Here is a 20,748-nt window from a genome sequence, read left to right as displayed (position 1 = left end):
AAGATGCAGTAGATACACAAAAACAACAAGACAAAAGGTAATTATTATGAAATCACTGTATTTACTAAGCCTGTTTTTTATTATGTCCTGTCAAAATGTCATAAAAAACGATGATATTGATACTGTAATAAATAAGTACGATAAAACTGATTTCTCTCTTTTTGAAAATACTTTTATTGGAATAAGAGAGAGAAATGGTAATGAAATTGTCTATATAATAGAAAAAGCAGAAGGTCATTTACCTGTTTATTTTGTCAAATATTCTGTAAGTAAAGGAAGTGTTATTGATATAAATAAAACGGCTTTAGAAGAAAAAAGCATGGAAGATTACTTTACCTCTAAAGAAATATATAGCATAATAGAAAACTTTAGGGAATTAGATCTATCATTGTTAAAGGTTGATAAAGAAGGAAATGTTTTTATGAATCCCTTTAAAATAAATGAACCCGCTATTTTATTACGGTTGGCAAGTCCATCTGCTAATAAAGAAGTTCGAAAGGGATATGTGTATAATCACTATAAAAATAACTGGTATATAAGAAGATAATAAGAAGAGGCCGTCCCCCCGCTACCGCCAGTTTGCAACTGGTGGCGGGCATGAGTAAGTCATGAGTCTTAGAACAAAAGCTATGCGTTAATAGTGTAGTTTTTGTCTTTTTAGGACAGGAGCAGAAACTACAAATTTTTTAACAAGGCCGGTGCCTATTTTGTTTCGTTTATTCACGTATTGCTTATTTTATAAATTGGAGTTCATGCATCCGCTTCGCTCAAGTGCGACGGTTTATTGGATAGCTCAAGATTCCAAATCTGAAGTTATTGACGTTACTAATATTTGTAAAAAAGACGATGAATGAAAAGAGGCAAGACTATTATATTCGTGCTGATAACATTATCAGTTATATATATAAATATCCAGGGCATTATTAATAATCTACTTAATAAAAAGTACATTGTCAATGAAATTACGGATAGCCATACCGAAAAAAGTTTAAATGGTATATATAAAGCGATAGATTTAGATTACAATTCTTTTAGGTGGATAATCCTAATTAATACGATATATATATTGATTTTAGCTATTTACATCTTATATGTAAACAATAAAAGGAAGATGTCCGTATAATAATAAAGGAAAATAGTACTGATGCGTAAATTTTAATCACCAAAGGCAATGTCCAAAAAACTGTGCAAATAAGGATTGATGGCGTCTAAAAAGTTTTTTCAACCCCTGAGATTTGCGTATTTGAGGTTTTTCTCGGATACCCCCACTCTACGAAGTGTTCCGTGCTCTGCGAATGTCTCCGACGTCGCAGCTCACTTGTAAGCTACCCTTAAAATGAGGCCTTCACGCTTTCAACCCGCAAAATAAGGTTTTATATGTCAATCCCCGGTATTTACGGTATTTCTATGTTTCCCCCCGGGATTCCCATCTCTTCAAAAAGCATAAACCCACCCGTTATCGCCAAAAAATAAAATATTTTTTAAGGGATTAACATCTTTTTTGAGTCACTATTAAAAATACCGGTGATTTTCGGAAAGGAAGCGATGGCGTGATACGCCTGGCAAAGCTTGTTTTCCGGGAATAAAACATCTATTCGGTGGCAAAAGGAGGAATTATGGAATGGTTTTTAAACTTAAAGTATGACAGTACCTTTTTCGATAAGGTCATCGCACAGTCCAGGGGATACGGACTGGACAAACACATTCATATAAAAGACAATTGCATGGCTGCACGATTTCCGCGGATGTATATGGAATGTGTACACGAACGGATAGAGGAGGGGCTTGTCCTCAATTTTGCCCGGTACAACAGCACCGGGAAATTCCCGGATAATGTCCTGGTCTGGTTGCCACAACCCGAAGAAGAATATTTCCTGCTGAAACTGGAATTGTCCGACCGCCCCACTACTTTACTGGCTTATGAAAAAATGTTATCGAAAACGGCATGCCGCATACCGCAGTCTTTTCTGGTTTCCTCAGTAGGGAAACCCCGTATAAGACTTTCCAGCGAAGCCCGACAGGATATCCTGTTGGTGGGAATTTCCATGAGCCGTGATTTTCTGCTGTATTATCTCGACCGTTTATTCCCTTCGGATCACCCTGTGTTACAAGAGGTTAAAACGGGAAAATTCCGCTATCACACCATGCAGGTCAACCAGGCGATCTTCGAAAAAATAAAGGAATTTCATAAGACTAAAACACTTTTTAGTATAGATAAGCTCGCCATGAAAGCTTTTGTATATGGTTTGTTGGATCAGTATTTCAGAAAACTCGGTGATCATCCCCGTGGGGAGATCATTCCTGCTGCACGATACTATATGGACGAAATGAACCATGCCCGGGAAACTTTGGTACAGGCATTGACTTCCGAAATACCGCCCCCTTCGGTCAGGGAAATTTCCAGGGAAGTGGGAATGAGCGAACGGAAATTCGAGTCGCTTTTCAAAGCTGCTTACGGCATGACCTACTACAATTTCTTCGTAGAACTGCGTATGAAGAGGGCAGGAGAGCTCCTGGCAGCGGGAAACTGTTCCGTATCTGAAGTAGCGCGTATGGTGGGCTATCAGCACCTGGGGCATTTCAGTAATATTTTCAAGAGATACTACGGTTGTCTGCCCAGAGATTTCAGGATATGATAACGGTCAAAAAACAGCCGGAGCATGATACGGACCTAAAAATCATACTTTGCGTTTTTGTGACAAAAGTTTGCGCATACCGGATAAAACGCAGGGGAGGTAATGGGTACTTTTGACAGGTATCAGAAAACACTTTCTGTAACACGGGGGGTTTTACCTGCTTTACACAGCTTCGGTTCCGGATAGGAGCTGTGGAGTGCAGATCCTATATCAGGCCCTTTTACACCATACTAAACACAAATTATATGACTACATCCTCATTTTCGTATCACAGTTATGCCGTCCGGGCCCCGTCCGGGAGTCCTGAATTATTCTGACGCTATTCATCATTTTTAAACTAAACACGAACGCAATTGAAACAGCATTAAAATGAAACGCAACATCACCCAAATCTTATTTACATATACAATCCCAATAGTCTGTACGGCACTACTGCTTACAGGCTGTGAGAAAGAAGACACTGCACTCCCGGATCAAGAGAGCCATGCGGAGATCAGTGACCGGGAAAAAGAAGACATATTCCTTGCCGGGTTCTCCCCGGAGGGCGTAGTGAAAACCGACGGAGGCTATCGTATAGAAGGCGATATTTTTATGACGGCCTCACAGATAGCATATCAAAAGGAACTGATGCACAAGACCATTACCGGCGGACCTGTTGCAGAGCAATACAGCAGTCCCTTTAAAGTAGATATGGGCAATACGGCAAGAACCTTGAAGATCAAAGTCGATGCCGGTTCGCAGCAGACCTATTTTTACGATTCCACTGCCGATGCCATAGCCCGGTTTAACGAGCTCGGTCTCGTGCTGGATTTCGTATTACTGGATGCCGGTTCTACCGAAACGCCCGATATCCTTATTAAAGGAAGACAGTTCGAGGATAGTCGTACGCTCGGGCAGTCGTACGGGTTTCCTGATGAGGACGGCAACCCTGCACCACAGATCGACCTGAGTATCGATCATTACACTGCGCAGGCCGACCGGGACGATTTCGTAACCACGATAGCCCATGAAATAGGTCATGCCATAGGTTTTCGGCACACCGACCTGCACGACAGGAGCCTGAGCTGCGGACAGTATATCAGTCCGTGGGATGCCCTGATACTTCGCCTTCGATACGGCATAGACAATCCCTATGACGAAAGCGAATTGTCGCCGGATGAAATACCTTACCATATCACCGGTACACCGACAGGGGCGGACCCGCAAACCGATCCGTCCTGGATGCTGGCCTGTTCCGATGGTACGAACCGGCCCTTTACACCGAATGATCTGATAGCGATAAAATACCTTTACCCGGAACAATAACCGGAGGTAGAGGCGGCAAATAACAGATGCCAATTTAGGGTAGTCATCTGAGAAACCCGGGCGATAGAGGTAGTAAGCCCGGGTTTCGTCTTTTTATAGCAAATGTTATCATAAACAAAGCATCCCCGGATGCTGGCCTGTTCCGATGGTACGAACCGGCCTTTTACACCGAATGATCTGATAGTGATAAATACCTTTACCCGGAACAGTAACCGGAGGTAGAGGCAGCAAATAACAGATGCCAATTTAGAGTAGTCATCTGAGGAACCCGGGCGATAGAGGTAGTAAGCCCGGGTTTCGTCTTTTCATAGCTAATGTAATCAAAATATAAGCATCATACTAAATACCTGCTTCAAAAGTCCGGCACCATAGGTGGTCCATACCTTATGTTTAGGGAGTATCTTTAAAAAAACAACAACCCATATAAAATCCGGCAACCCGGATTCGCCGTAATATCACCACTTCGATCTCTTTTTACAGGCGGCGTAGTTTATTTCCTTTTCTTTTTATACTGCAGACCATAGAAGCCATGGTCATGACAAGCCTCCCTGCTCTCTGTACGGGTGTTTCCACACCATTCGGGAGCATTTTTTACGGACCTGATAAATATCATGGTATCTGATTTCTTTTCACCCCACTTTTGCTCCATAGAATAACACGAGGGAAAGGCCTCATAAAATGTTTCAATGATGAAAAAAATAAAATTGTTCAGCGGAAAAATAGCAGGAGCTTTATTGGCAACCATTCTGTACTTTCCGGTAGCCATGGCACAGGAATCCCAGGTTGTGGCCTCGGAAAGTAAAATGGAAGTATTCGGGACGTCCAACATTCACGATTGGGAACTCAAAGCCGGATCTTTCCACGGGAAAGGTACGTTTACCATGGAAGAAAACCAATTGAAATCCGTAGAAAAACTATCCTTTACCCTTACCGTAGAAGAATTGAAAAGCGGTAAGAGCGGGATGGACAAAAATACGTATAAAGCCCTTAAGAGTAAAGAACATAAACAAATCACTTTCCGTTCCGGAACATCTACCGGGATCAAGGAGGCCGGAGCGGGGAAATACGAAGTGAATATCTCCGGAGATCTTACCATTGCAGGAGTAACGAAAAATGTGCCTTTGAAACTGACCGTAGTTTCCGGAGCTAAGGTTCATGTAAGCGGAAGTACTGATATTGTAATGACCGATTATGGTATAGAGCCGCCCACTGCACTTCTCGGAACCGTAAAGACCGGAGAAAAAGTGACCGTAAAATTTGAAATGACTTACAAATAAATCCAAAAATCCATATTCTTTTAAAAAAGACCATTATGAAAAGACTGACAACCATCGCAGTAGCTATATGTGGTATGTGTACCGTAACACTAAGTGCTCAGCAACGCAATCCGGACAACTACAGAAGTCCGGACAAAAACGGGATCAACGTTTTTGAGGCTCCTAAAGACACCGTATCCACTTTCAATGGGGTACACGTACGTATAGGAGGCGCTTCTACCCTGCAGTTCCAGGCTCTGAATCACAGTAACAGCGGTAGCGTTGCACTAAAGGAAATAGGAGATAACTTTAACCTGGCTACGGCTAACCTCGACCTGGATGTAGCGCTTTTTGACGGGGTAAGAATGCACCTGAGAACCTATCTTTCTTCCCGTCACCACCCGGAGCCTTATGTAAAAGGGGGGTATTTCCAGATCGATAAACTGGATTTTATCCAGCCCGGTTTCCTGGAAGATGTAATGAAGTATGTGACCATTAAAATAGGGCACATGGAAAACAACTACGGTGATGCACACTTCCGCAGATCAGACAACGCCCAGGCTATCTATAACCCCTTTGTAGGAAACTATATTATGGATGCCTTTACCACCGAAGTAGGTGCAGAAGTGTACTACCGAAGAAACGGATTTATTTCCATGCTGGGAATTTCCAACGGAAAACTGAACCAGTCTGTAGACAGTCCCGGAAGCACAAGTCCTTCTTTCCTGGCCAAAATAGGATACGACAAACAAGTGCAAAGTGATTTGAGATTGCGGTTGACAGGTTCCGTTTACCACACAGCACATTCTGCAAGAACATATCTGTATGCAGGTGACAGGGCAGGGTCAAGGTACTATTTTGTGATGGAGAACGAAGAAGCTACTTCCAAAGGAAACTTTACTTCAGGACGGTTTGACCCCGATTTCAGCAACGAGCTCACCGCAGTAATGATCAACCCTTTTGTGAAGTACAACGGACTCGAATTCTTCGGGATGTATGAGAGATCTTCAGGAAAAGCTGCCGGAGAAGCCGATACCAGGGTGTGGAACCAATACGGTGCAGAATTGTTATACCGCTTCGGGAATACAGAGAACTTCTACATAGGAGGGCGTTATAACCTGGCTTCCGGAGAAGAAGCACTGACCAACAATGATGTGGATATTACACGGTTCCAGCTCGGAGGTGGATGGTTTATGACCAAAAATATCCTTGCTAAACTGGAATATGTAAATCAGAAATACGACGGATTTGACTCCGGCAGTATTCTGAACGACGGAAAGTTTGACGGATTGATGGTCGAAGCCGTCATCAGCTTCTAAGAAAATTCCACGGGCTGATTACGGTACCTGCAAGGTGCCGGTACCGAATAAGAAGAGAGTTTGATTGAACCTGAGTTACCTCCGGATACCGCAATGTCACCGGTGTCCGACAGACCGGCACTCCGGGGGTAACTTTTAATCGCCGAAAATATGGAAATAATTTCACGTATAAGCCTGATCTTGGTATTCGTCCTGTTTTTTTCCGGCAGTCCTTTTTCCGAAAGAAAATGTGTGGTACGGATAGACCGCGGAAGCGAATTATACCTGAAAGGTTCTGCCAACGTCAAGGATTTTACCTGTAGGTACGACCAGCAACTCCTGGAAACATCCGTTCCGATCGTCTTTCGCAAAAAAGAAGGACGGATGATCTTTGATAAAGCCCTGATCCGCCTGGAAAACCGCGGGTTCGGATGCGGAGGGAGAGGGATCAATAAAGATTTTCACAGTCTGCTGCAAACCGAATCTCATCCGTATATCGATTTGAGGCTGCGGGAGGTTATACAGGAACCGGGCGAACTCAAAGCAAAAATTTCCATCACTATTGCCGGCGAACAGGGGGATTATGAGATCCCCGTGAAATTGCAGACCGAAGGGGTACTGAAATGCTCCGGTGTGCTGTCGCTGGACATCCGGGATTTCGGTTTAGAACCCCCGAAAAAAATGCTGGGACTTATTGTGGTCGATGAAAAGATAGCCATATACTTCGACCTGTCTCTCCGTATCGGATCTTAAGATGATATGCCATTGCTATCCGGATTTCAGGACATTTTAAAAAAAGAACAGACCGTTTTAAAACCTATATACACATGTTACATTACACTACAGCAGAAGAAGCCGTTGCACTGGTTACCTCCGGAAGCCGTATGTTTTTTCAGGGAGCCGCAATGACCCCCAACAAACTGATACGTGCTCTTTGCAACCGGTACAACGAACTGGAAAATATAGAGATCGTACAAATGCATACCGAGGGAGAGGCGCTTTATACCCAACCTCCGTATTGCGAAACTTTCCGGATCAACAGCTTTTTTGTAGGGGGTAATGTCCGTCCCGCAGTGAACTCCAGCTACGGCGATTACATTCCTGTGTTCCTGAGTGAAATACACCTTTTTTTCCGGCGGAATATTTTGCCGGTAGACGTAGCCTTTATCCAGGTTTCTCCACCGGACCAACACGGGTACTGCTCGCTGGGTACTTCCGTAGATGTCACACTACCAGCCCTGAGTGTCGCCAAAAAGGTTATAGCACAGGTCAACCCTAATGTACCTAAAACACATGGGGACGGCATTATCCATATCAATCAGATCGATGCCGCTATCTTTGCGGACGAACCCATACATTGTACGGAACTTACAGAGCCTTCTGCCATAGAAAAACGTATAGGGTATCACGTAGCTGGTCTCGTAGAAGACGGTGCTACATTGCAAATGGGAATAGGAGGAATCCCGAATGGGGTACTCAGCCAGTTGGGAAATCACAAAAGGCTGGGCGTACATACCGAGATGTTTTCGGATGGTATTCTTCCCCTGGTAGAATCGGGGGTGATTACCGGTGAAGAAAAAAACATAAAACGCGGAAAACTGGTAACCTGTTTTGCCGTAGGATCACCTGCACTGTACCGGTTTCTCGACGATAACCCGGTAGTGCATTTCAAAGAGGCCGCTTATACCAATGATACGGCCATCATCCGTAAAAACCCTAAGGTAACCGCTATTAACAGCGCTATCGAGATCGACCTTACCGGGCAGGTATGTGCCGATACTATCGGTGCCAGGCAGTATTCGGGGGTGGGAGGACAGATGGATTTTATCCGGGGAGCTTCCCTGTCCGAAGGCGGAAAAGCCATTATAGCATTACCTTCGATGACCGCAAAAAATATATCCAAGATCGTACCCTACTTAAAACAGGGTGCCGGAGTAACGACCACCAGGGCGCACGTACACTATGTCGCTACCGAATACGGGGTGGTAGACCTCTTCGGGAAAAACCTTAAGGAAAGAGCAAAAAGCCTCATATCCATAGCACATCCCGATCACAGGGAAGAACTGGAAAAAGCAGCTTTCGAAAGATTCGGCAGCAATGTGGTCGCATGTACCCGAAATACATAATGTGAATTTTTTAGATTAGTTTTATTACGTATTACCTGTAAACGGAGCGGGAGCAGACGCGTGTTTCTCCTGCTCCGTTTTTTTTGTGTAAAAAAGACATTCGGTTTTTGAATGTGCTTTAAATCCTTATCTTTGAAATCCCCCGAAAAGAATGGGACGGATAGTATATTTTATAAGTATCCGGTAAGCGTTTGTCTATTTTTAATACAGGTTAATTGTGATTAGATTTTTCCAGCAGGAAGAAGATATTTTCAGTATTCTTCTCGAAACCATTTCGGAAGGTATCCTGGTGGTCGATGGGGAGAAAAATATCGTAGCTGTCAACTCGACCCTCGAAAATATGTTTCATTATAAAAAGGATGAGTTGATCGGCCGGAAGCTGGATATCCTGATCCCGACAAATTACAGGCCGAATCACGATCAGCATTTTCACCATTATTACGACAAATCCAGTAAAAGAAAAATGGCTGCCGGGCGTAACCTCTGGGGAGTCCGTAAGGATCATACGCAGATACCGGTGGAAATAGGGCTCAACCCTTTTACTGTAAACGACAAGAAGTTTATAGTGGCTCTTGTGATGGACGTCACCGTAAGCCGGGAAGCCGAGAACAGGATCAGGCAACTCAATGAGGAGCTGGAAGAAAAGGTAGAAAACCGGACCAGCGAACTCCGGGACTCCATATTGCTGCTGGAAAAGGAAGTAAAACGCCGGACGGAAGCCGAAAACAAGATCAAAAATGCGCTGCAAAAAGAAAAGGAACTGAACGAACTGAAAACCAAGTTCCTTTCCCTGGTTTCTCATGAATTTAAAACCCCGCTGAGCAGTATACTGGTTTCGGCTACGCTTATCGGCAAATATACCGAGACGGGACAGCAGGAGAAAAGAGAAAAACACCTGGAAACCATAAAGAACAAGGTACGGTATCTCAACAATATACTCAACGATTTCCTTTCGGTAGAACGCATAGACTCCGGAAAGGAAAAATACAACTTTACATCGTTTCACATGACCAGGGTCTTTAACGAGGTGATCTATGATGCCAATATGCTGCTCAAAACGGGACAGCGGATTAATTTTCCGGATGATATCGATGATTATGTCATTTATCAGGACGAAAAGATACTCGAGCTCATACTGTCCAACCTGGTCCGCAATGCGGTTAAATATTCTCCCGAACATACCGAAATCGATATTTCCGTAGCACAACAGGGCGAATTTTTTATTTTCCGGATCAGGGATCACGGTATAGGGATTCCCCCGGAAGAACAGAAACATATCTTCAGCCGGTATTTCCGTGCCAGTAATGCGGTGATCGATCAGGGAACGGGAATAGGCCTTAATATTGTGAAAAGCCACCTGGAGAATCTCGGCGGAGAGATCAGCTTTGTCAGTGAAGAAGGAAAAGGAACAACATTTACGGTTAAACTACCAAATCATGAAGAAAATATTGCTCATTGAAGATGACCCGGTACTGCGGGAAAACACCGCAGAGCTGTTGGAATTATCCGGATATGAAATGATCACGGCCCCTAATGGAAAAAAAGGTGTGGTTCTTGCATCGGAAGCCCATCCGGATATTATTGTCTGTGACATTATGATGCCCGAACTGGATGGCTACGGCGTACTGGAGACGCTTTCGGCCAATCCCGAGACCCGTAAGATCCCCTTTATTTTCCTTTCCGCCAAGACAGAGCGTAAAGAAGTACGAAAAGGAATGGACCTCGGTGCTGATGATTATCTTACCAAACCTTTCGAGGAAGAAGAACTGTTGAGCGCCATAGAAAGCAGATTGGCCAAGGTATCACTCCTCAAAGAAAAAGATTTGTCCAGGTCTGCCGAAACCGGTGCCGACGATGATGAAGACGAGATCCGGGATATCCATGAACTCAAAAACTTTTTTACCGATGAAGGGGAATATTTTACCTTTGAAGAAGGCGAAACCATTTACACCGAAGGAAATCATGCCAACTATATTTACCTCATAGAAAAAGGGATGGTAAAAACCCATCGTATCGAAGAACTCGGTAAAGAACTGATTACCGATATCAGCAGGGACGATGACTTTTTCGGATATTATTCCTTTACGCAGAATATTCCCTACGAAGAGTCGGCTACCGCACTCCGGCAAACTTCGCTCTACGGTATCCGTAAAGATACCTTTGCCGAAATACTGAAAACCAATCATAAACTGGCAGTGGAGCTGATAGAATTTCTGGCAGGCGACCTTTCGGGTGTTAAGGAAAAGCTGTTGCAGATGGCCTACGGATCGGTTCGTAAAAAAACAGCCAATACCATTTTGCGTTTCGTAGAAAAACTACAGCATCAGTCCGATCGGGAGATCCGTATCTCGCGTAATGACCTGGCCAGTGTGGCCGGGATAGCTCCCGAGAGTTTTATCCGTACCCTGTCCGAACTCAAAAAAGAAGGCCTCATCGCTATAGAGGGCAGAAATATCAGGGTGCTGAATGTCGAAGGTCTTGAAAAAATGCGTTAAACCATACGGCAATTCCCGGGGATTGCTCCCCGGGAATCCCGAACTTCAAAATTACCGCAGTTGATATTTATCATATTTTATTCCTGTCTGTCCTGCTACTTTTGCTCGTGATAGATAAGAAATGCGATGAAAAATATCCTTATCCCTACGGATTTTTCCGATAATTCGTGGAATGCCGTAAAATATGCCATGCTTTTGTTCGGTACTTCCGAATGTCATTTTTACCTGTGTAATGTCGTAGAGCCCTACGTATATGCAGGTGGTGGTATGCCTTTGGTCGCTTTTCCGGAGGACTACGATACGGATGTCAGGGAGAGGTCGAGGATCAGCCTGGAAAAGATGGCAGCGTGGATGAAAGGGAAGTTTCCGGAGCATAATACAGACTTTACCGTGCTCTCCGAATACGAGTTTTTTATAGAATCGATACGGAAACAGGTTAAAGAAAAAAATATAGATCTTATTATCATGGGGACCAAAGGAGCTTCAGGTCTGAAAGAAATGACCGTAGGAAGCAATACCGGAGACGTGATTACCAAAGTAAAATGTCCCGTATTGGTGGTTCCCGAAGATGCGGATTTCCGTTTTCCCAAAGAAATCGTGTTCCCGACAGACTATAGCATTCCGTATTCTCCCCGGGTTCTTGATACCATGTTTTTCCTGGCCGACAAGTTTGCTGCCGGTATACGGGTATTGCACGTGGTGAAAAGCGAGCATGAAGTCCTTGGTGAAGAACAGAAGATCAATAAAAAATACCTCGAAGATTACCTCAGTGAACGCGAATACAGTTTTCATAAGCTGACACATAAAAACCTGGGAGAGGCCATAGAAGCATTTACCGATACGATGGATATCGACTGGATAGCCATGATGGCCAAAAAACTCAATTTCTTTCAGCAAGCGTTATTCCGGCCCACTGTGGCTAAAATCAGCTATCATACCCGTATGCCTTTTCTGGTACTGCACGAATAATAAGGTTGAATATTTTAATGCAACCATGTAGCATATTTTAGTGTAAAAGCATACATTTGCAATAAAGTTGCATTTGTATGAAAAATCAGATGACCGGAAAATTACCTGTTACCGTACTCAGCGGTTTTCTCGGCGCGGGAAAAACAACACTGCTCAATCACCTGCTTCATAACAAGGAGGGGCTTAGGGTTGCTGTTATTGTCAATGATATGAGCGAGGTAAATGTCGATGCCCGACTGGTTGAAAATGAGCATGTACTGTCGAGAACCGAAGAAAAGCTTGTAGAAATGAGCAATGGCTGTATCTGCTGCACACTCCGGGAAGACCTGATGGTGGAGGTGGAGCGCCTGGCCAGGGAGGGGAGATTTGATTACCTGCTTATAGAAAGCACCGGAATAAGCGAACCGGTTCCGGTAGCCCAGACGTTTTCGTATGCCGATCCGGAAAACGGAATTGACCTTTCGGCATTCAGCTACATAGATACTATGGTTACTGTGGTGGACAGCTATAATTTCCTGAGAGATTTCGGCACGGACGAGTTGCTTGCAGATCGCGAACTTACGGATATGGAGGGCGATTACCGCACGATTGTGAATCTGCTGACCGACCAGGTAGAGTTTGCCAATGTCATTATTCTCAATAAAAGCGATCTTGCCGGAGAAGAAACTGTGGGTCTGCTCCGGGCGGCTGTTGCCAGGCTCAACCCGGCAGCAAAAATTATCGAGACTTCTTTCGGACGTGTAAATCCGGCCGAGCTCCTGAATACCGGGCGGTTCGATTTCGAAGAAGCCCAGGTCTCGGCGGGCTGGCAAAAAGAACTGCAGCAGGACCATATTCCGGAAACGGAAGAATATGGGATCGGTTCTTTTGTATTCCGCGACCAGCGGCCGTTCCACCCACAACGTTTATGGCAATACCTTCAGGAAGAATATCCGGGAAACATCATCAGGGCCAAAGGACTGTTCTGGCTCGCATCCCGGCCCGATGAAGCCCTGACGTTCTCTCAGGCAGGCGGATCGTCGAGACTGGAACACGCCGGGGTATGGTGGTGTAGTATGCCCTTTTCCGATCGTATCGCTTACCCGGCTTACCTGGATAACAGGGACCGTATAGAAGAGCGATGGAGCAAACAATGGGGAGACCGTATCAATGAGCTCGTTTTTATCGGGCAGCATATAGACCATCACAAAATTACAGCCGATCTCCGGCAGTGCCTGCTTTCTGACGAAGAACAATGCCACCTTGAAAAAGGAGTTCCTTTCTCCGATCCTTTTACCGCATATCTTTAAAATCATAAATCCTGATATCATGATGAAAATCGTAAACACTTTTCTCGTTATTCTGCTCGCCCTTGTATATCATCAGGCCGAAGCCCAGTTTCAACAGGCCCCTTTACCGTATGCGTATGATGCCCTGGAACCTTATATAGATGCCCGTACCATGGAGATCCATTACAGCAAACATCACGCAGGTTATGTGGCCAAGCTCAACAAGGCCCTGGAAAAATCCGGAAAGTCACCCGCATCACTCGAGGCGATCTTTAAAGATATAACTGCTTATGATGCAGCTGTGCGTAATAATGCCGGGGGACATTACAACCATACGCTGTTCTGGTCTGTGCTTACCCCGTCCCGAACAAAACCTTCGAAAGCTTTACGGGCTGCCGTAGAACGCGATTTCGGGGGAATGGACAAACTCCGGGAAGCATTCCTCGGCGCAGCTTCGGGAAGATTCGGTTCCGGATGGGCATGGGTCATCGTCACCCCGGAGAAAACACTGGCTGTGACCTCCACACCCAACCAGGACAACCCGCTGATGCAGGATGTCCGCGAAAGAGGAACTCCTGTTCTCGGGGCAGATGTATGGGAGCATGCCTATTATCTGAACTATCAGAACAAGCGCGGAGATTATCTCGAAGCACTGTGGAATATCATCAATTGGGATGAAGTAAGCCGAAGGTATGAGGAATCCTTGTAAAAATCGCAGTTTGCTATAATCATTCACTGCTATGAATTTTAAGAAAAATCCCTGATTTCAGGGATTTTTTTTTGATGAGTAATTCGCTAAGTTTGAAAGCCTTCAAAAAATAAACACAGATTAATTAAAATAACCTGCTATGCAAATGGTCTCTTTCCGGATACGTAGATCTTTTGCCTTACGACAAAAAGGGGAAGCCGAAAACCTTTAACCGATCAGAGTAGGCATAACTTCAAAAATCACTTACCATGAAAAAATCGCTGAAAAACTTACAGCTGAAAAAAGAGATCGTGAGCAACCTGAACACCAAAGGTGTTAAAGGCGGCGCAGCTACGAACGGACCCCTTTGCGAAGACACCTATTTCTGTCCCACCAATGGTCCGCTGAATACTTGTCCTCCTCCGGGAATGCAATGTTATTAATAGATAATAGTAGACTGTAAATAGGGCTGTGTCCTTGTTTTTGCAAGGTACAGCCCTGTTTTTTTCAGGGGACCATGTGCTTGTTTTTACAAGCGATGTTGTTACCTGTACGGAAGGGAAAAGCCGGGCCCTTTCTCAAGTAAAAGACATAACTCCAAAAATTACCTACCATGAAAAAATCACTCCAAAATCTGAAATTGAAAAAAGAGATCGTAAGCAACCTGAACACCAAGGGTGTTAAAGGAGGCGCAGCTACGAACGGACCGCTTTGTGAAGACACCTATTACTGCCCCACCAACGGACCGTTAAATTCCTGTCCTCCTCCCGGAATAGATTGCTATTAACCGGTTGCAGGGCACTGTAACATGGCCTGTAACGGGTATAAAATGCGTTCAGGGCCCTGAACTAACAGTGGACGTTAAGGAGCAGAATATTTTGCTGCTGCCGGATCGCTGTAATCAAGGGGCCGCCGAAAACCTTTTGAAAAGAGTAGGCACCACTCCAAAAACAACGTACCATGAAAAAATCATTGCACAATCTGCGGCTTCGTAAGGAAGTAGTAAGTAATCTCAGTGGCAAACAGCTTAAAGGAGGAGCTCTTACGGATGGGCCTGCATGCGAGGATACTTATTTTTGTCCTACCAACGGTCCGATGAATACCTGTCCTCCTCCGGGGATGCATTGTTACGGATGATAACATGATGAGGCTGTCTCAAAAGTCAAGGCAGCCTCCTTTTTTTAGGGGAGATATCTGAGAAAAAATCAAATACGCAAATCTCCGAAGGTTACACATACTTTTCGGACCCTCTCTTCTTTTCATACCTAAAAGCTCAACCATGCCTTTACATCATAAATCCGGAGCCTCAGGTCCGGGATCAGAAAACTCAAAAGCAGCCGGTCCTCTGATAAATTCTGCGGAGTTTATCGATGAAAAACTTAAAGAAATAGCTGCCGTACTTGAAAAAGAATACACAACCGTAGCAGATATCGGAGTCCTTAACGGCCTCTCCGGGATAGCCCTTTTCCATTTCTACTACGCCCGGTACTCCGGGCAGGAATACCAGGCCGATCTCGGTACGGAGATTACAGGACGTATTTTTGACATCATCAACGAAGGTTATCTCATGCCTACCTATTGTTCCGGGATGGCGGGAGCCCTCTGGACCATAGAACATCTTCGCGAACAAAATTTTATCACCATACATTCGGACACCCTTTTACCTCCGCTGGAAGATTATCTCGGGTTGTGTATGGACGAGTACACCGATCCCAATTTTTACGACTTTTTACACGGTATGACAGGGATAGGATATTATTTCCTGATCCGTTACAGAATGACCGGTTCCGGCGTATTAAAAACCCGCTATGCCATAGTGCTCCGTAAAGTTATAGACCGCCTTAGAGACGAAGCTCATATATCCGGAGATCATGGCAAATGGGAATCCTGGTTGATCCGGGAAGAGAAACTGCTGGGATACAACCTCAGTCTGGCCCATGGGATGTCCGGTGTGATCAATTTTCTGTCCAGGCTGGTTGTTTTCCCGGAATTCGAATATGCCCGCCCGCTCCTGAAACAGGCCGTACATTATATCATGCAATGGGAGCACAGTATACCGGGAACTTCCGTATTCCCTGCCTGGATAACCAAAAACGGGGATAAAAGCCGGACGAACCGCCTGGGATGGTGTTACGGAGACCCTGGTATCGGGATTTCGCTCTGGCATGCAGGTAAAGTGCTGGGTGAAGCGGAGCTTTGCCGGAGAGCCGTCAGGACCCTCGAATATTCTGCCTTACGTAAAAATCCGGAAGAGGCGGAGATCCGCGATGCAGGATTGTGCCACGGAGCATTCGGGTTGATGCACATGTACCGGGTTATGGCCCGTGAAACCGGGAACAGGAAATTAGACCAGGCTGCCGCATTCTGGAGGGAAAAAGGAATGCAGATGGGCGTACATCCCAAAGGGTATGCCGGTTATATGCAGTGGCGTGGCGGAAATAAGCAGTCGTTCCAGGCAGAAGCCGGAGTACTGGAAGGTGTTGCAGGGATAGGGCTTGCCCTCATGGCCGAAACATCCCCTCGCTTTGCATGGTGGAACGAATGTATGCTTATCGGAGCCCCCGTTCAGTAAAGGGCTACACGATATACTGTGGCATGCGATGGCGTATGCCAGTTTCCTTCCAGGCGATACAGGCCGTTGTATTTTAACCGGAATATTCCCGTAACGGTTTTTTGGTCCGGACCTATTTCCCGGAACTCATAGGAGCCGTCCGGTTTTCTTTCGGTCTGCAGGTCTACCCGTCCCGTTCCCTCGTTGTAATAGCAAAAAGCCCGTACCGAATCGTCATTGTAGACTTTTTCTATAAAGATCCGCACAGGTTGTCCGTCCCGGATACCCTGGTATACACCGATGCGGATATGTTTTCCGGGCTCCGGGGCATATTGCGGTGTGGCTTCCGGTAAAAAAAGATACCTCCCATAAGCGCTCAACCAGGGTTTGAGGGTTTCAAAACCAAAGTCGTTTTCCAGATCGCCGAGTACATCCCCGGTGTTTTCGGTTCCGGAAGAACAGCTGTTCCGGATGAGCCGCAGTGAATTTCCCGTGAGCAGAATCCTATCCTGTAGCAGGTCGTCATTTTTAACGGAAGCCAGGCAGCCGGTATACCGGTGATATTGATCTGCATTGTCGTATGCTGTAGTATCGAGAGTTTTCAGAAAGCCCTCTAAAAGCGCCGTACGCTGCTGCACGGTCTGTTGCTGTAATTTTTTCAATCCCTGCACGGTAAAAAGGTCCTCCAGGGCAATCGGGCGTCCGCTGTGTGCGTCGAAGTTGTGGATTACCGAAAAAGGAGCACGGTATATCCCGGAATATTCCCCGCTTACGTCGAGAGAAAAATAACGATCGTTATTGGCATAGACCAGATATCCCAGTCTCACTACGCCCTGTCGTGATGTTCCCGCAGGCCAGATCCGCTCAAAAGGGGAGTATTCGAACTTTCCCGGAAGGGTTTCCAGCAGGGTGCCGTGAAGCCAGGTATTGATCCTGCCTGCGGCATCACTACTATCGGCAAGGTAAGGAAAACTGAAAAGCTCCCGGCTCCCGGGATGCACATCTTTCAGGGGGTTCAGCGTAAAATGCTGGGCGGGAAGCGATGTGAGGGTAAGACAGCAACCCAGCAAAAGGAGTAATCGTTTTTTCATGACCGGTGTATTTTGGTTAGTTGTCTATGAGCTGAAAACCATATATCAGTATATCCTGCGGTGACAGGGCACAGTATGGTCCCGTAGAAAACGAAGGCGGTGATAACGATATTACGGCTTCCGTTTTCAATCCATGTTCCGAAAAGAGATAAGGGGAATACGAATATACGAAATTCCGGCCGGATATCATTACGGTTTTTCGTAGTACGGATAGTGCACCGGAGAACTTTTTGACAAAAACGAAGAGCTCCGTAAGAAGGAAGCCGTATGGTGCCGTAGGCTGTGTCAGACCATCAGGGGGAGCAAAGTTTCGTCATGGGTCAGAAGCAGGTCGGTATAGAGATCTTCCGGTTTTTGTTCTGCCGGATCGTATAACCAGCCGAATATATTCACCAGGCTTTTGTCCTGGTATGCATTGTGGATCTCCTGTAGGGCACAGAGCTCCAGGACTTTTTGCATGACGCGAAGTTTCCCCCGGACTTTAGGGAGATACGATAGTGCTTCGGAATTGAAATACAGATCGGAATATGCCTGTTTAAGGCTTTCGCCCCATCCGGAAAATGTAAAATGAAGCGGGGAAATCAAAGGGGCATCCGAATGCGGAGACCAGGTATAGGTAACAATGATATAAGGTACCGGAAGAAATTCCCTTATCGTATCCGGACCGTTATAAGGAAAGAGCTGTCCGCGATGAAAGAGGGTATTGTTCCCGATATCGAGAAGAAGCACCTTATCCGGAATCATGGGGTACAGATCTTCGGGAAAAGACAATATGGCGCGACTGCAGTCGCGGACAATCCGGTCAAATAGATTTCGGTAGTATTCCATGGCAGAAATTGTGATGCGCAGATGGTAAAGTTGTTGTTTTACAAGGAGCAGGGGACCGGCAGGCGGAAAAGGCCGGTCCCCGTGAACAAGCAGCGCAGATCAGGAATGATTCCCGAATCGCTTCTCCACTTCGCTCCAATTGATAATGTGCCAGAAAGCCTCGATATATTCCGGCCTTTTGTTCTGGTATTTCAGATAATAGGCATGTTCCCATACATCCAGGCCGAGCAGTGGCAGTCCACGGACTTCGGCGACATCCATCAGGGGATTGTCCTGGTTGGGCGTAGAGGTTACCTTGAGTTTTTGATCCGATGTGAGAATAAGCCAGGCCCAGCCCGATCCGAAACGCGATGCGGCAGCCGTGCGGAAAGCTTCCTGAAATGCTCCGAACGATCCGAAATCGCGATCGATAGCTTCGGCAAGAGCCCCGGAAGGTTTTCCTCCGCCTTCGGGAGAAAGGACCGACCAGAATAAGCTGTGGTTGTAATGCCCCCCCGCATTGTTACGAATACCCGCCGAATATCCCGAAATACCGGTAAGCAGTTTTTCCAGACTTTGGGGCTGGATATTTTCTTCTTTGAGTGCGGCATTCAGTTTACTGACATAACCGGCGTGATGTTTGGTGTGATGGATTTGCATGGTCTCCGCATCGATATAGGGAAACAAGGCATCGTATCCGTACGGTAATTCTTTTAATTCGTATGACATGATTTTTCCGTATTTAAAATAAATAAACGTTCTTTACATGACAAATGTACTATATTTGTACAATAAACCAAATAAATACTTTGTTTATTATGATAAATGAAGCTGAAGTATATGACAAAGCCATTTGGATACTTAAAAATCAAGGACCTAAGAGTCTCAAAGAACTGGCGTCGGAGTTGGAAATCACCACTGAGGGCGCCCGTTTTCAACTGTTAAAGCTCTCCGGGGAAGGCCTGGTCACTTCCCGCAGCGTTTCCAGGGGGCGTGGCCGGCCGCAGCAGATATGGTCGCTTACCGGAAAGGGGCATGCCAAATTTCCGGATTCGCATCCCGGTCTGACGGTAAAACTTATTCAGCAGATCAGGGAAAGCCTGGGAGAAGAAGCCCTGGATAAGATCGTCGCGGCTACCGGTGAAGACAACCGGAAACGGTATGAGAAGCTTATGGATACACATACGACACTCGAAGACCGTATCCGTAAACTTGCTGCTATCCGTAGCGAAGAAGGCTATATGGCCCATTATGAAAAAACAGACAAGGGGTATCTTTTCCTGGAAAATCACTGCCCGATATGTGAAGCTGCCAAAGCGTGTCAGAAATTCTGCAGTACTGAATTAAAGACCTTTCAATCCGTGCTGGGCGACCAGGTCGTCGTACGGCGTATAGATCATATCCTGGCAGGTGCCCGGAGATGTGCATACCACATCGGTGCGGAGACTGTGGATTAACGCAGATCAGGAGGTGATGCCTTCCTGACCGTTAGATATCTTTTCGAGTCCCGGTACCGTAGCAGGTTTTATTTTCTTTCCTTCCGTTTGTATAAGGCCGTCCCGGGTGAAACCCGAAAGCATACGTATCAGCGATTCTGTAGCCGTGCCTACCAGTCCGGCAAGTTCCTCCCGGGTAAGCTGTGCCCGTAGAAAGCCATGTTCGTCGACACCAAAAGTACGATAGAGGTAGAGGAGGGTATCGGCAAGGCGCTGTTTTACCGTTTTCTGAGCCATATTTACCGTAGAATTGTTGGCATTTTTAAGATCGTGGCATACGTCCCGTATCATCTCGGAAGAAAACTCCCGATTGGTCTCCATAGATCTCAGGATCTCTTCCCTGGGCAACAGGCAGATCTCCATATCGGTAACGGCAATAGCACTGAGGTTAACTTTTTCGTTACTCATAATACTGCGCTGGCCGAGCAGGTCTCCCCGGGTGATCAGTTTTACGATCTGCTCCCTGCCGTTGGCACTCAGTTTGGTGAGCTTGCATATACCATTTTTAATGCAATATACGCCCTTGAGGAACTCGCCTTCGGTAAAAAGGACCTGTCCTTTTTTAACACTTTCCGATGTGCGACAGACGGTCATCTGCATCAGTTCATCTTTCGTGAGTGCATTCAGCGCACTAAACTGGCGTACTATACATTGCTCGCACCTATCCATAACCTTCACTTGAAATAGGGTGTAAAATTACAAAATATAAGCTGACAAATATCATGTTATTTCCGATAGCGGTTTTTCACTTTTGTGATCAAA

The 20,748-nt window shown here is 45.7% G+C and carries 21 protein-coding genes; 17 read left to right on the top strand and 4 right to left on the bottom strand.

Going from position 1 to position 20,748, the window contains the following annotated elements; genetic code table 11:
* Positions 1-46: 46 nt before the first annotated feature.
* From BT112_RS03000 to BT112_RS02930, 16 genes are all read left to right on the top strand, one after another.
* A complete protein-coding gene (locus tag BT112_RS03000) occupies positions 47-547 on the top strand; it encodes a hypothetical protein (RefSeq protein WP_072315876.1) in 501 nt (166 codons plus the stop codon).
* A 1,069-nt stretch (positions 548-1,616) separates the two neighbouring features.
* Positions 1,617-2,636, top strand: a complete 1,020-nt coding sequence (locus BT112_RS02990) for an AraC family transcriptional regulator (protein ID WP_139275961.1) — start codon at positions 1,617-1,619, stop codon at positions 2,634-2,636.
* Positions 2,637-3,005: 369 nt separating this feature from the next.
* Complete coding sequence (locus tag BT112_RS02985) at positions 3,006-3,941, top strand: M57 family metalloprotease (protein WP_072315873.1); 936 nt, start codon at positions 3,006-3,008, stop codon at positions 3,939-3,941.
* 686 nt (positions 3,942-4,627) lie between these two features.
* Entirely contained in the window at positions 4,628-5,218 is a 591-nt protein-coding gene (locus BT112_RS02980; protein WP_083564753.1) for a YceI family protein, read from the top strand.
* Between the two features lie 35 nt (positions 5,219-5,253).
* On the top strand, positions 5,254-6,516 hold the full coding sequence (locus BT112_RS02975; RefSeq protein ID WP_139275960.1) for a hypothetical protein: 1,263 nt from the start codon (positions 5,254-5,256) through the stop codon (positions 6,514-6,516).
* A 150-nt stretch (positions 6,517-6,666) separates the two neighbouring features.
* Entirely contained in the window at positions 6,667-7,248 is a 582-nt protein-coding gene (locus BT112_RS21560; RefSeq protein WP_139275958.1) for a YceI family protein, read from the top strand.
* Between the two features lie 74 nt (positions 7,249-7,322).
* Positions 7,323-8,621, top strand: a complete 1,299-nt coding sequence (locus tag BT112_RS02960) for an acetyl-CoA hydrolase/transferase family protein (protein WP_072315868.1) — start codon at positions 7,323-7,325, stop codon at positions 8,619-8,621.
* A 217-nt stretch (positions 8,622-8,838) separates the two neighbouring features.
* Positions 8,839-10,080 carry a PAS domain-containing sensor histidine kinase gene (locus tag BT112_RS02955; RefSeq protein WP_317039569.1) on the top strand — a complete coding sequence of 414 codons (1,242 nt, stop codon included), beginning with the start codon at positions 8,839-8,841 and terminating at the stop codon, positions 10,078-10,080.
* Positions 10,058-11,116, top strand: a complete 1,059-nt coding sequence (locus BT112_RS02950) for a response regulator (protein WP_072315867.1) — start codon at positions 10,058-10,060, stop codon at positions 11,114-11,116. The genes BT112_RS02955 and BT112_RS02950 overlap by 23 nt, the downstream gene beginning before the upstream one ends.
* 126 nt (positions 11,117-11,242) lie before the next feature.
* Complete coding sequence (locus tag BT112_RS02945; protein ID WP_072315866.1) at positions 11,243-12,085, top strand: universal stress protein; 843 nt, start codon at positions 11,243-11,245, stop codon at positions 12,083-12,085.
* Between the two features lie 77 nt (positions 12,086-12,162).
* Positions 12,163-13,374, top strand: coding sequence for a GTP-binding protein (locus tag BT112_RS02940; RefSeq protein ID WP_245776969.1), 1,212 nt, complete (start codon positions 12,163-12,165; stop codon positions 13,372-13,374).
* A 22-nt stretch (positions 13,375-13,396) separates the two neighbouring features.
* Complete coding sequence (locus BT112_RS02935; RefSeq protein WP_072315913.1) at positions 13,397-14,062, top strand: superoxide dismutase; 666 nt, start codon at positions 13,397-13,399, stop codon at positions 14,060-14,062.
* Positions 14,063-14,310: 248 nt separating this feature from the next.
* Positions 14,311-14,484: a hypothetical protein gene (locus BT112_RS21755; protein ID WP_175545734.1), complete on the top strand. Its 174-nt coding sequence runs from the start codon at positions 14,311-14,313 to the stop codon at positions 14,482-14,484.
* A gap of 170 nt (positions 14,485-14,654) precedes the next feature.
* Positions 14,655-14,828 carry a hypothetical protein gene (locus BT112_RS21750; RefSeq protein ID WP_175545733.1) on the top strand — a complete coding sequence of 58 codons (174 nt, stop codon included), beginning with the start codon at positions 14,655-14,657 and terminating at the stop codon, positions 14,826-14,828.
* Between the two features lie 173 nt (positions 14,829-15,001).
* Complete coding sequence (locus BT112_RS21745) at positions 15,002-15,178, top strand: hypothetical protein (RefSeq protein WP_175545732.1); 177 nt, start codon at positions 15,002-15,004, stop codon at positions 15,176-15,178.
* 142 nt (positions 15,179-15,320) lie between these two features.
* Complete coding sequence (locus BT112_RS02930) at positions 15,321-16,613, top strand: lanthionine synthetase C family protein (RefSeq protein ID WP_072315865.1); 1,293 nt, start codon at positions 15,321-15,323, stop codon at positions 16,611-16,613.
* Here BT112_RS02930 and BT112_RS02925 read toward each other — a convergent pair.
* The 3 genes from BT112_RS02925 to BT112_RS02915 all read right to left on the bottom strand — a co-directional run bounded on the left by BT112_RS02925 (position 16,607) and on the right by BT112_RS02915 (position 19,219).
* Entirely contained in the window at positions 16,607-17,683 is a 1,077-nt protein-coding gene (locus BT112_RS02925; RefSeq protein WP_072315864.1) for a hypothetical protein, read from the bottom strand. The genes BT112_RS02930 and BT112_RS02925 overlap by 7 nt on opposite strands.
* A 285-nt stretch (positions 17,684-17,968) precedes the next feature.
* Positions 17,969-18,511, bottom strand: a complete 543-nt coding sequence (locus BT112_RS02920) for a hypothetical protein (protein WP_072315863.1) — start codon at positions 18,509-18,511, stop codon at positions 17,969-17,971.
* Positions 18,512-18,610: 99 nt separating this feature from the next.
* Positions 18,611-19,219, bottom strand: a complete 609-nt coding sequence (locus tag BT112_RS02915; RefSeq protein ID WP_072315862.1) for a superoxide dismutase — start codon at positions 19,217-19,219, stop codon at positions 18,611-18,613.
* A gap of 89 nt (positions 19,220-19,308) precedes the next feature.
* Here BT112_RS02915 and BT112_RS02910 point away from each other — a divergent pair, with 89 nt between their 5' ends.
* The gene (locus BT112_RS02910; protein WP_072315912.1) at positions 19,309-19,947 is read left to right on the top strand and encodes a helix-turn-helix transcriptional regulator; all 639 of its coding nucleotides are present in this window, start codon (positions 19,309-19,311) and stop codon (positions 19,945-19,947) included.
* Between the two features lie 6 nt (positions 19,948-19,953).
* Here BT112_RS02910 and BT112_RS02905 read toward each other — a convergent pair whose 3' ends face one another.
* On the bottom strand, positions 19,954-20,655 hold the full coding sequence (locus BT112_RS02905; RefSeq protein WP_072315861.1) for a Crp/Fnr family transcriptional regulator: 702 nt from the start codon (positions 20,653-20,655) through the stop codon (positions 19,954-19,956).
* Between the last annotated feature and the right edge of the window lie 93 nt (positions 20,656-20,748).

This window comes from Sinomicrobium oceani (assembly GCF_900119185.1).
Taxonomy (GTDB): domain Bacteria; phylum Bacteroidota; class Bacteroidia; order Flavobacteriales; family Flavobacteriaceae; genus Sinomicrobium; species Sinomicrobium oceani.
Note: the sequence above shows the minus strand (reverse complement) of the source record. Positions and strands in the feature narration are given on the sequence as shown.

Bases quoted from the DNA above. Each gene is read 5' to 3' on its own strand.
- BT112_RS02910 (WP_072315912.1), top strand. From the start codon at position 19,309: ATGATAAATGAAGCTGAAGTATATGACAAAGCCATTTGGATACTTAAA.
- BT112_RS02990 (WP_139275961.1), top strand. From the start codon at position 1,617: ATGGAATGGTTTTTAAACTTAAAGTATGACAGTACCTTTTTCGATAAG.
- BT112_RS21745 (WP_175545732.1), top strand. From the start codon at position 15,002: ATGAAAAAATCATTGCACAATCTGCGGCTTCGTAAGGAAGTAGTAAGT.
- BT112_RS02950 (WP_072315867.1), top strand. From the start codon at position 10,058: ATGAAGAAAATATTGCTCATTGAAGATGACCCGGTACTGCGGGAAAAC.
- BT112_RS02915 (WP_072315862.1), bottom strand. From the start codon at position 19,219: ATGTCATACGAATTAAAAGAATTACCGTACGGATACGATGCCTTGTTT.
- BT112_RS02980 (WP_083564753.1), top strand. From the start codon at position 4,628: ATGATGAAAAAAATAAAATTGTTCAGCGGAAAAATAGCAGGAGCTTTA.
- BT112_RS02960 (WP_072315868.1), top strand. From the start codon at position 7,323: ATGTTACATTACACTACAGCAGAAGAAGCCGTTGCACTGGTTACCTCC.
- BT112_RS03000 (WP_072315876.1), top strand. From the start codon at position 47: ATGAAATCACTGTATTTACTAAGCCTGTTTTTTATTATGTCCTGTCAA.
- BT112_RS02985 (WP_072315873.1), top strand. From the start codon at position 3,006: ATGAAACGCAACATCACCCAAATCTTATTTACATATACAATCCCAATA.
- BT112_RS02925 (WP_072315864.1), bottom strand. From the start codon at position 17,683: ATGAAAAAACGATTACTCCTTTTGCTGGGTTGCTGTCTTACCCTCACA.
- BT112_RS02920 (WP_072315863.1), bottom strand. From the start codon at position 18,511: ATGGAATACTACCGAAATCTATTTGACCGGATTGTCCGCGACTGCAGT.
- BT112_RS02905 (WP_072315861.1), bottom strand. From the start codon at position 20,655: ATGGATAGGTGCGAGCAATGTATAGTACGCCAGTTTAGTGCGCTGAAT.
- BT112_RS21750 (WP_175545733.1), top strand. From the start codon at position 14,655: ATGAAAAAATCACTCCAAAATCTGAAATTGAAAAAAGAGATCGTAAGC.
- BT112_RS02935 (WP_072315913.1), top strand. From the start codon at position 13,397: ATGAAAATCGTAAACACTTTTCTCGTTATTCTGCTCGCCCTTGTATAT.
- BT112_RS02940 (WP_245776969.1), top strand. From the start codon at position 12,163: ATGAAAAATCAGATGACCGGAAAATTACCTGTTACCGTACTCAGCGGT.
- BT112_RS02930 (WP_072315865.1), top strand. From the start codon at position 15,321: ATGCCTTTACATCATAAATCCGGAGCCTCAGGTCCGGGATCAGAAAAC.
- BT112_RS21755 (WP_175545734.1), top strand. From the start codon at position 14,311: ATGAAAAAATCGCTGAAAAACTTACAGCTGAAAAAAGAGATCGTGAGC.
- BT112_RS02975 (WP_139275960.1), top strand. From the start codon at position 5,254: ATGAAAAGACTGACAACCATCGCAGTAGCTATATGTGGTATGTGTACC.
- BT112_RS02945 (WP_072315866.1), top strand. From the start codon at position 11,243: ATGAAAAATATCCTTATCCCTACGGATTTTTCCGATAATTCGTGGAAT.
- BT112_RS21560 (WP_139275958.1), top strand. From the start codon at position 6,667: ATGGAAATAATTTCACGTATAAGCCTGATCTTGGTATTCGTCCTGTTT.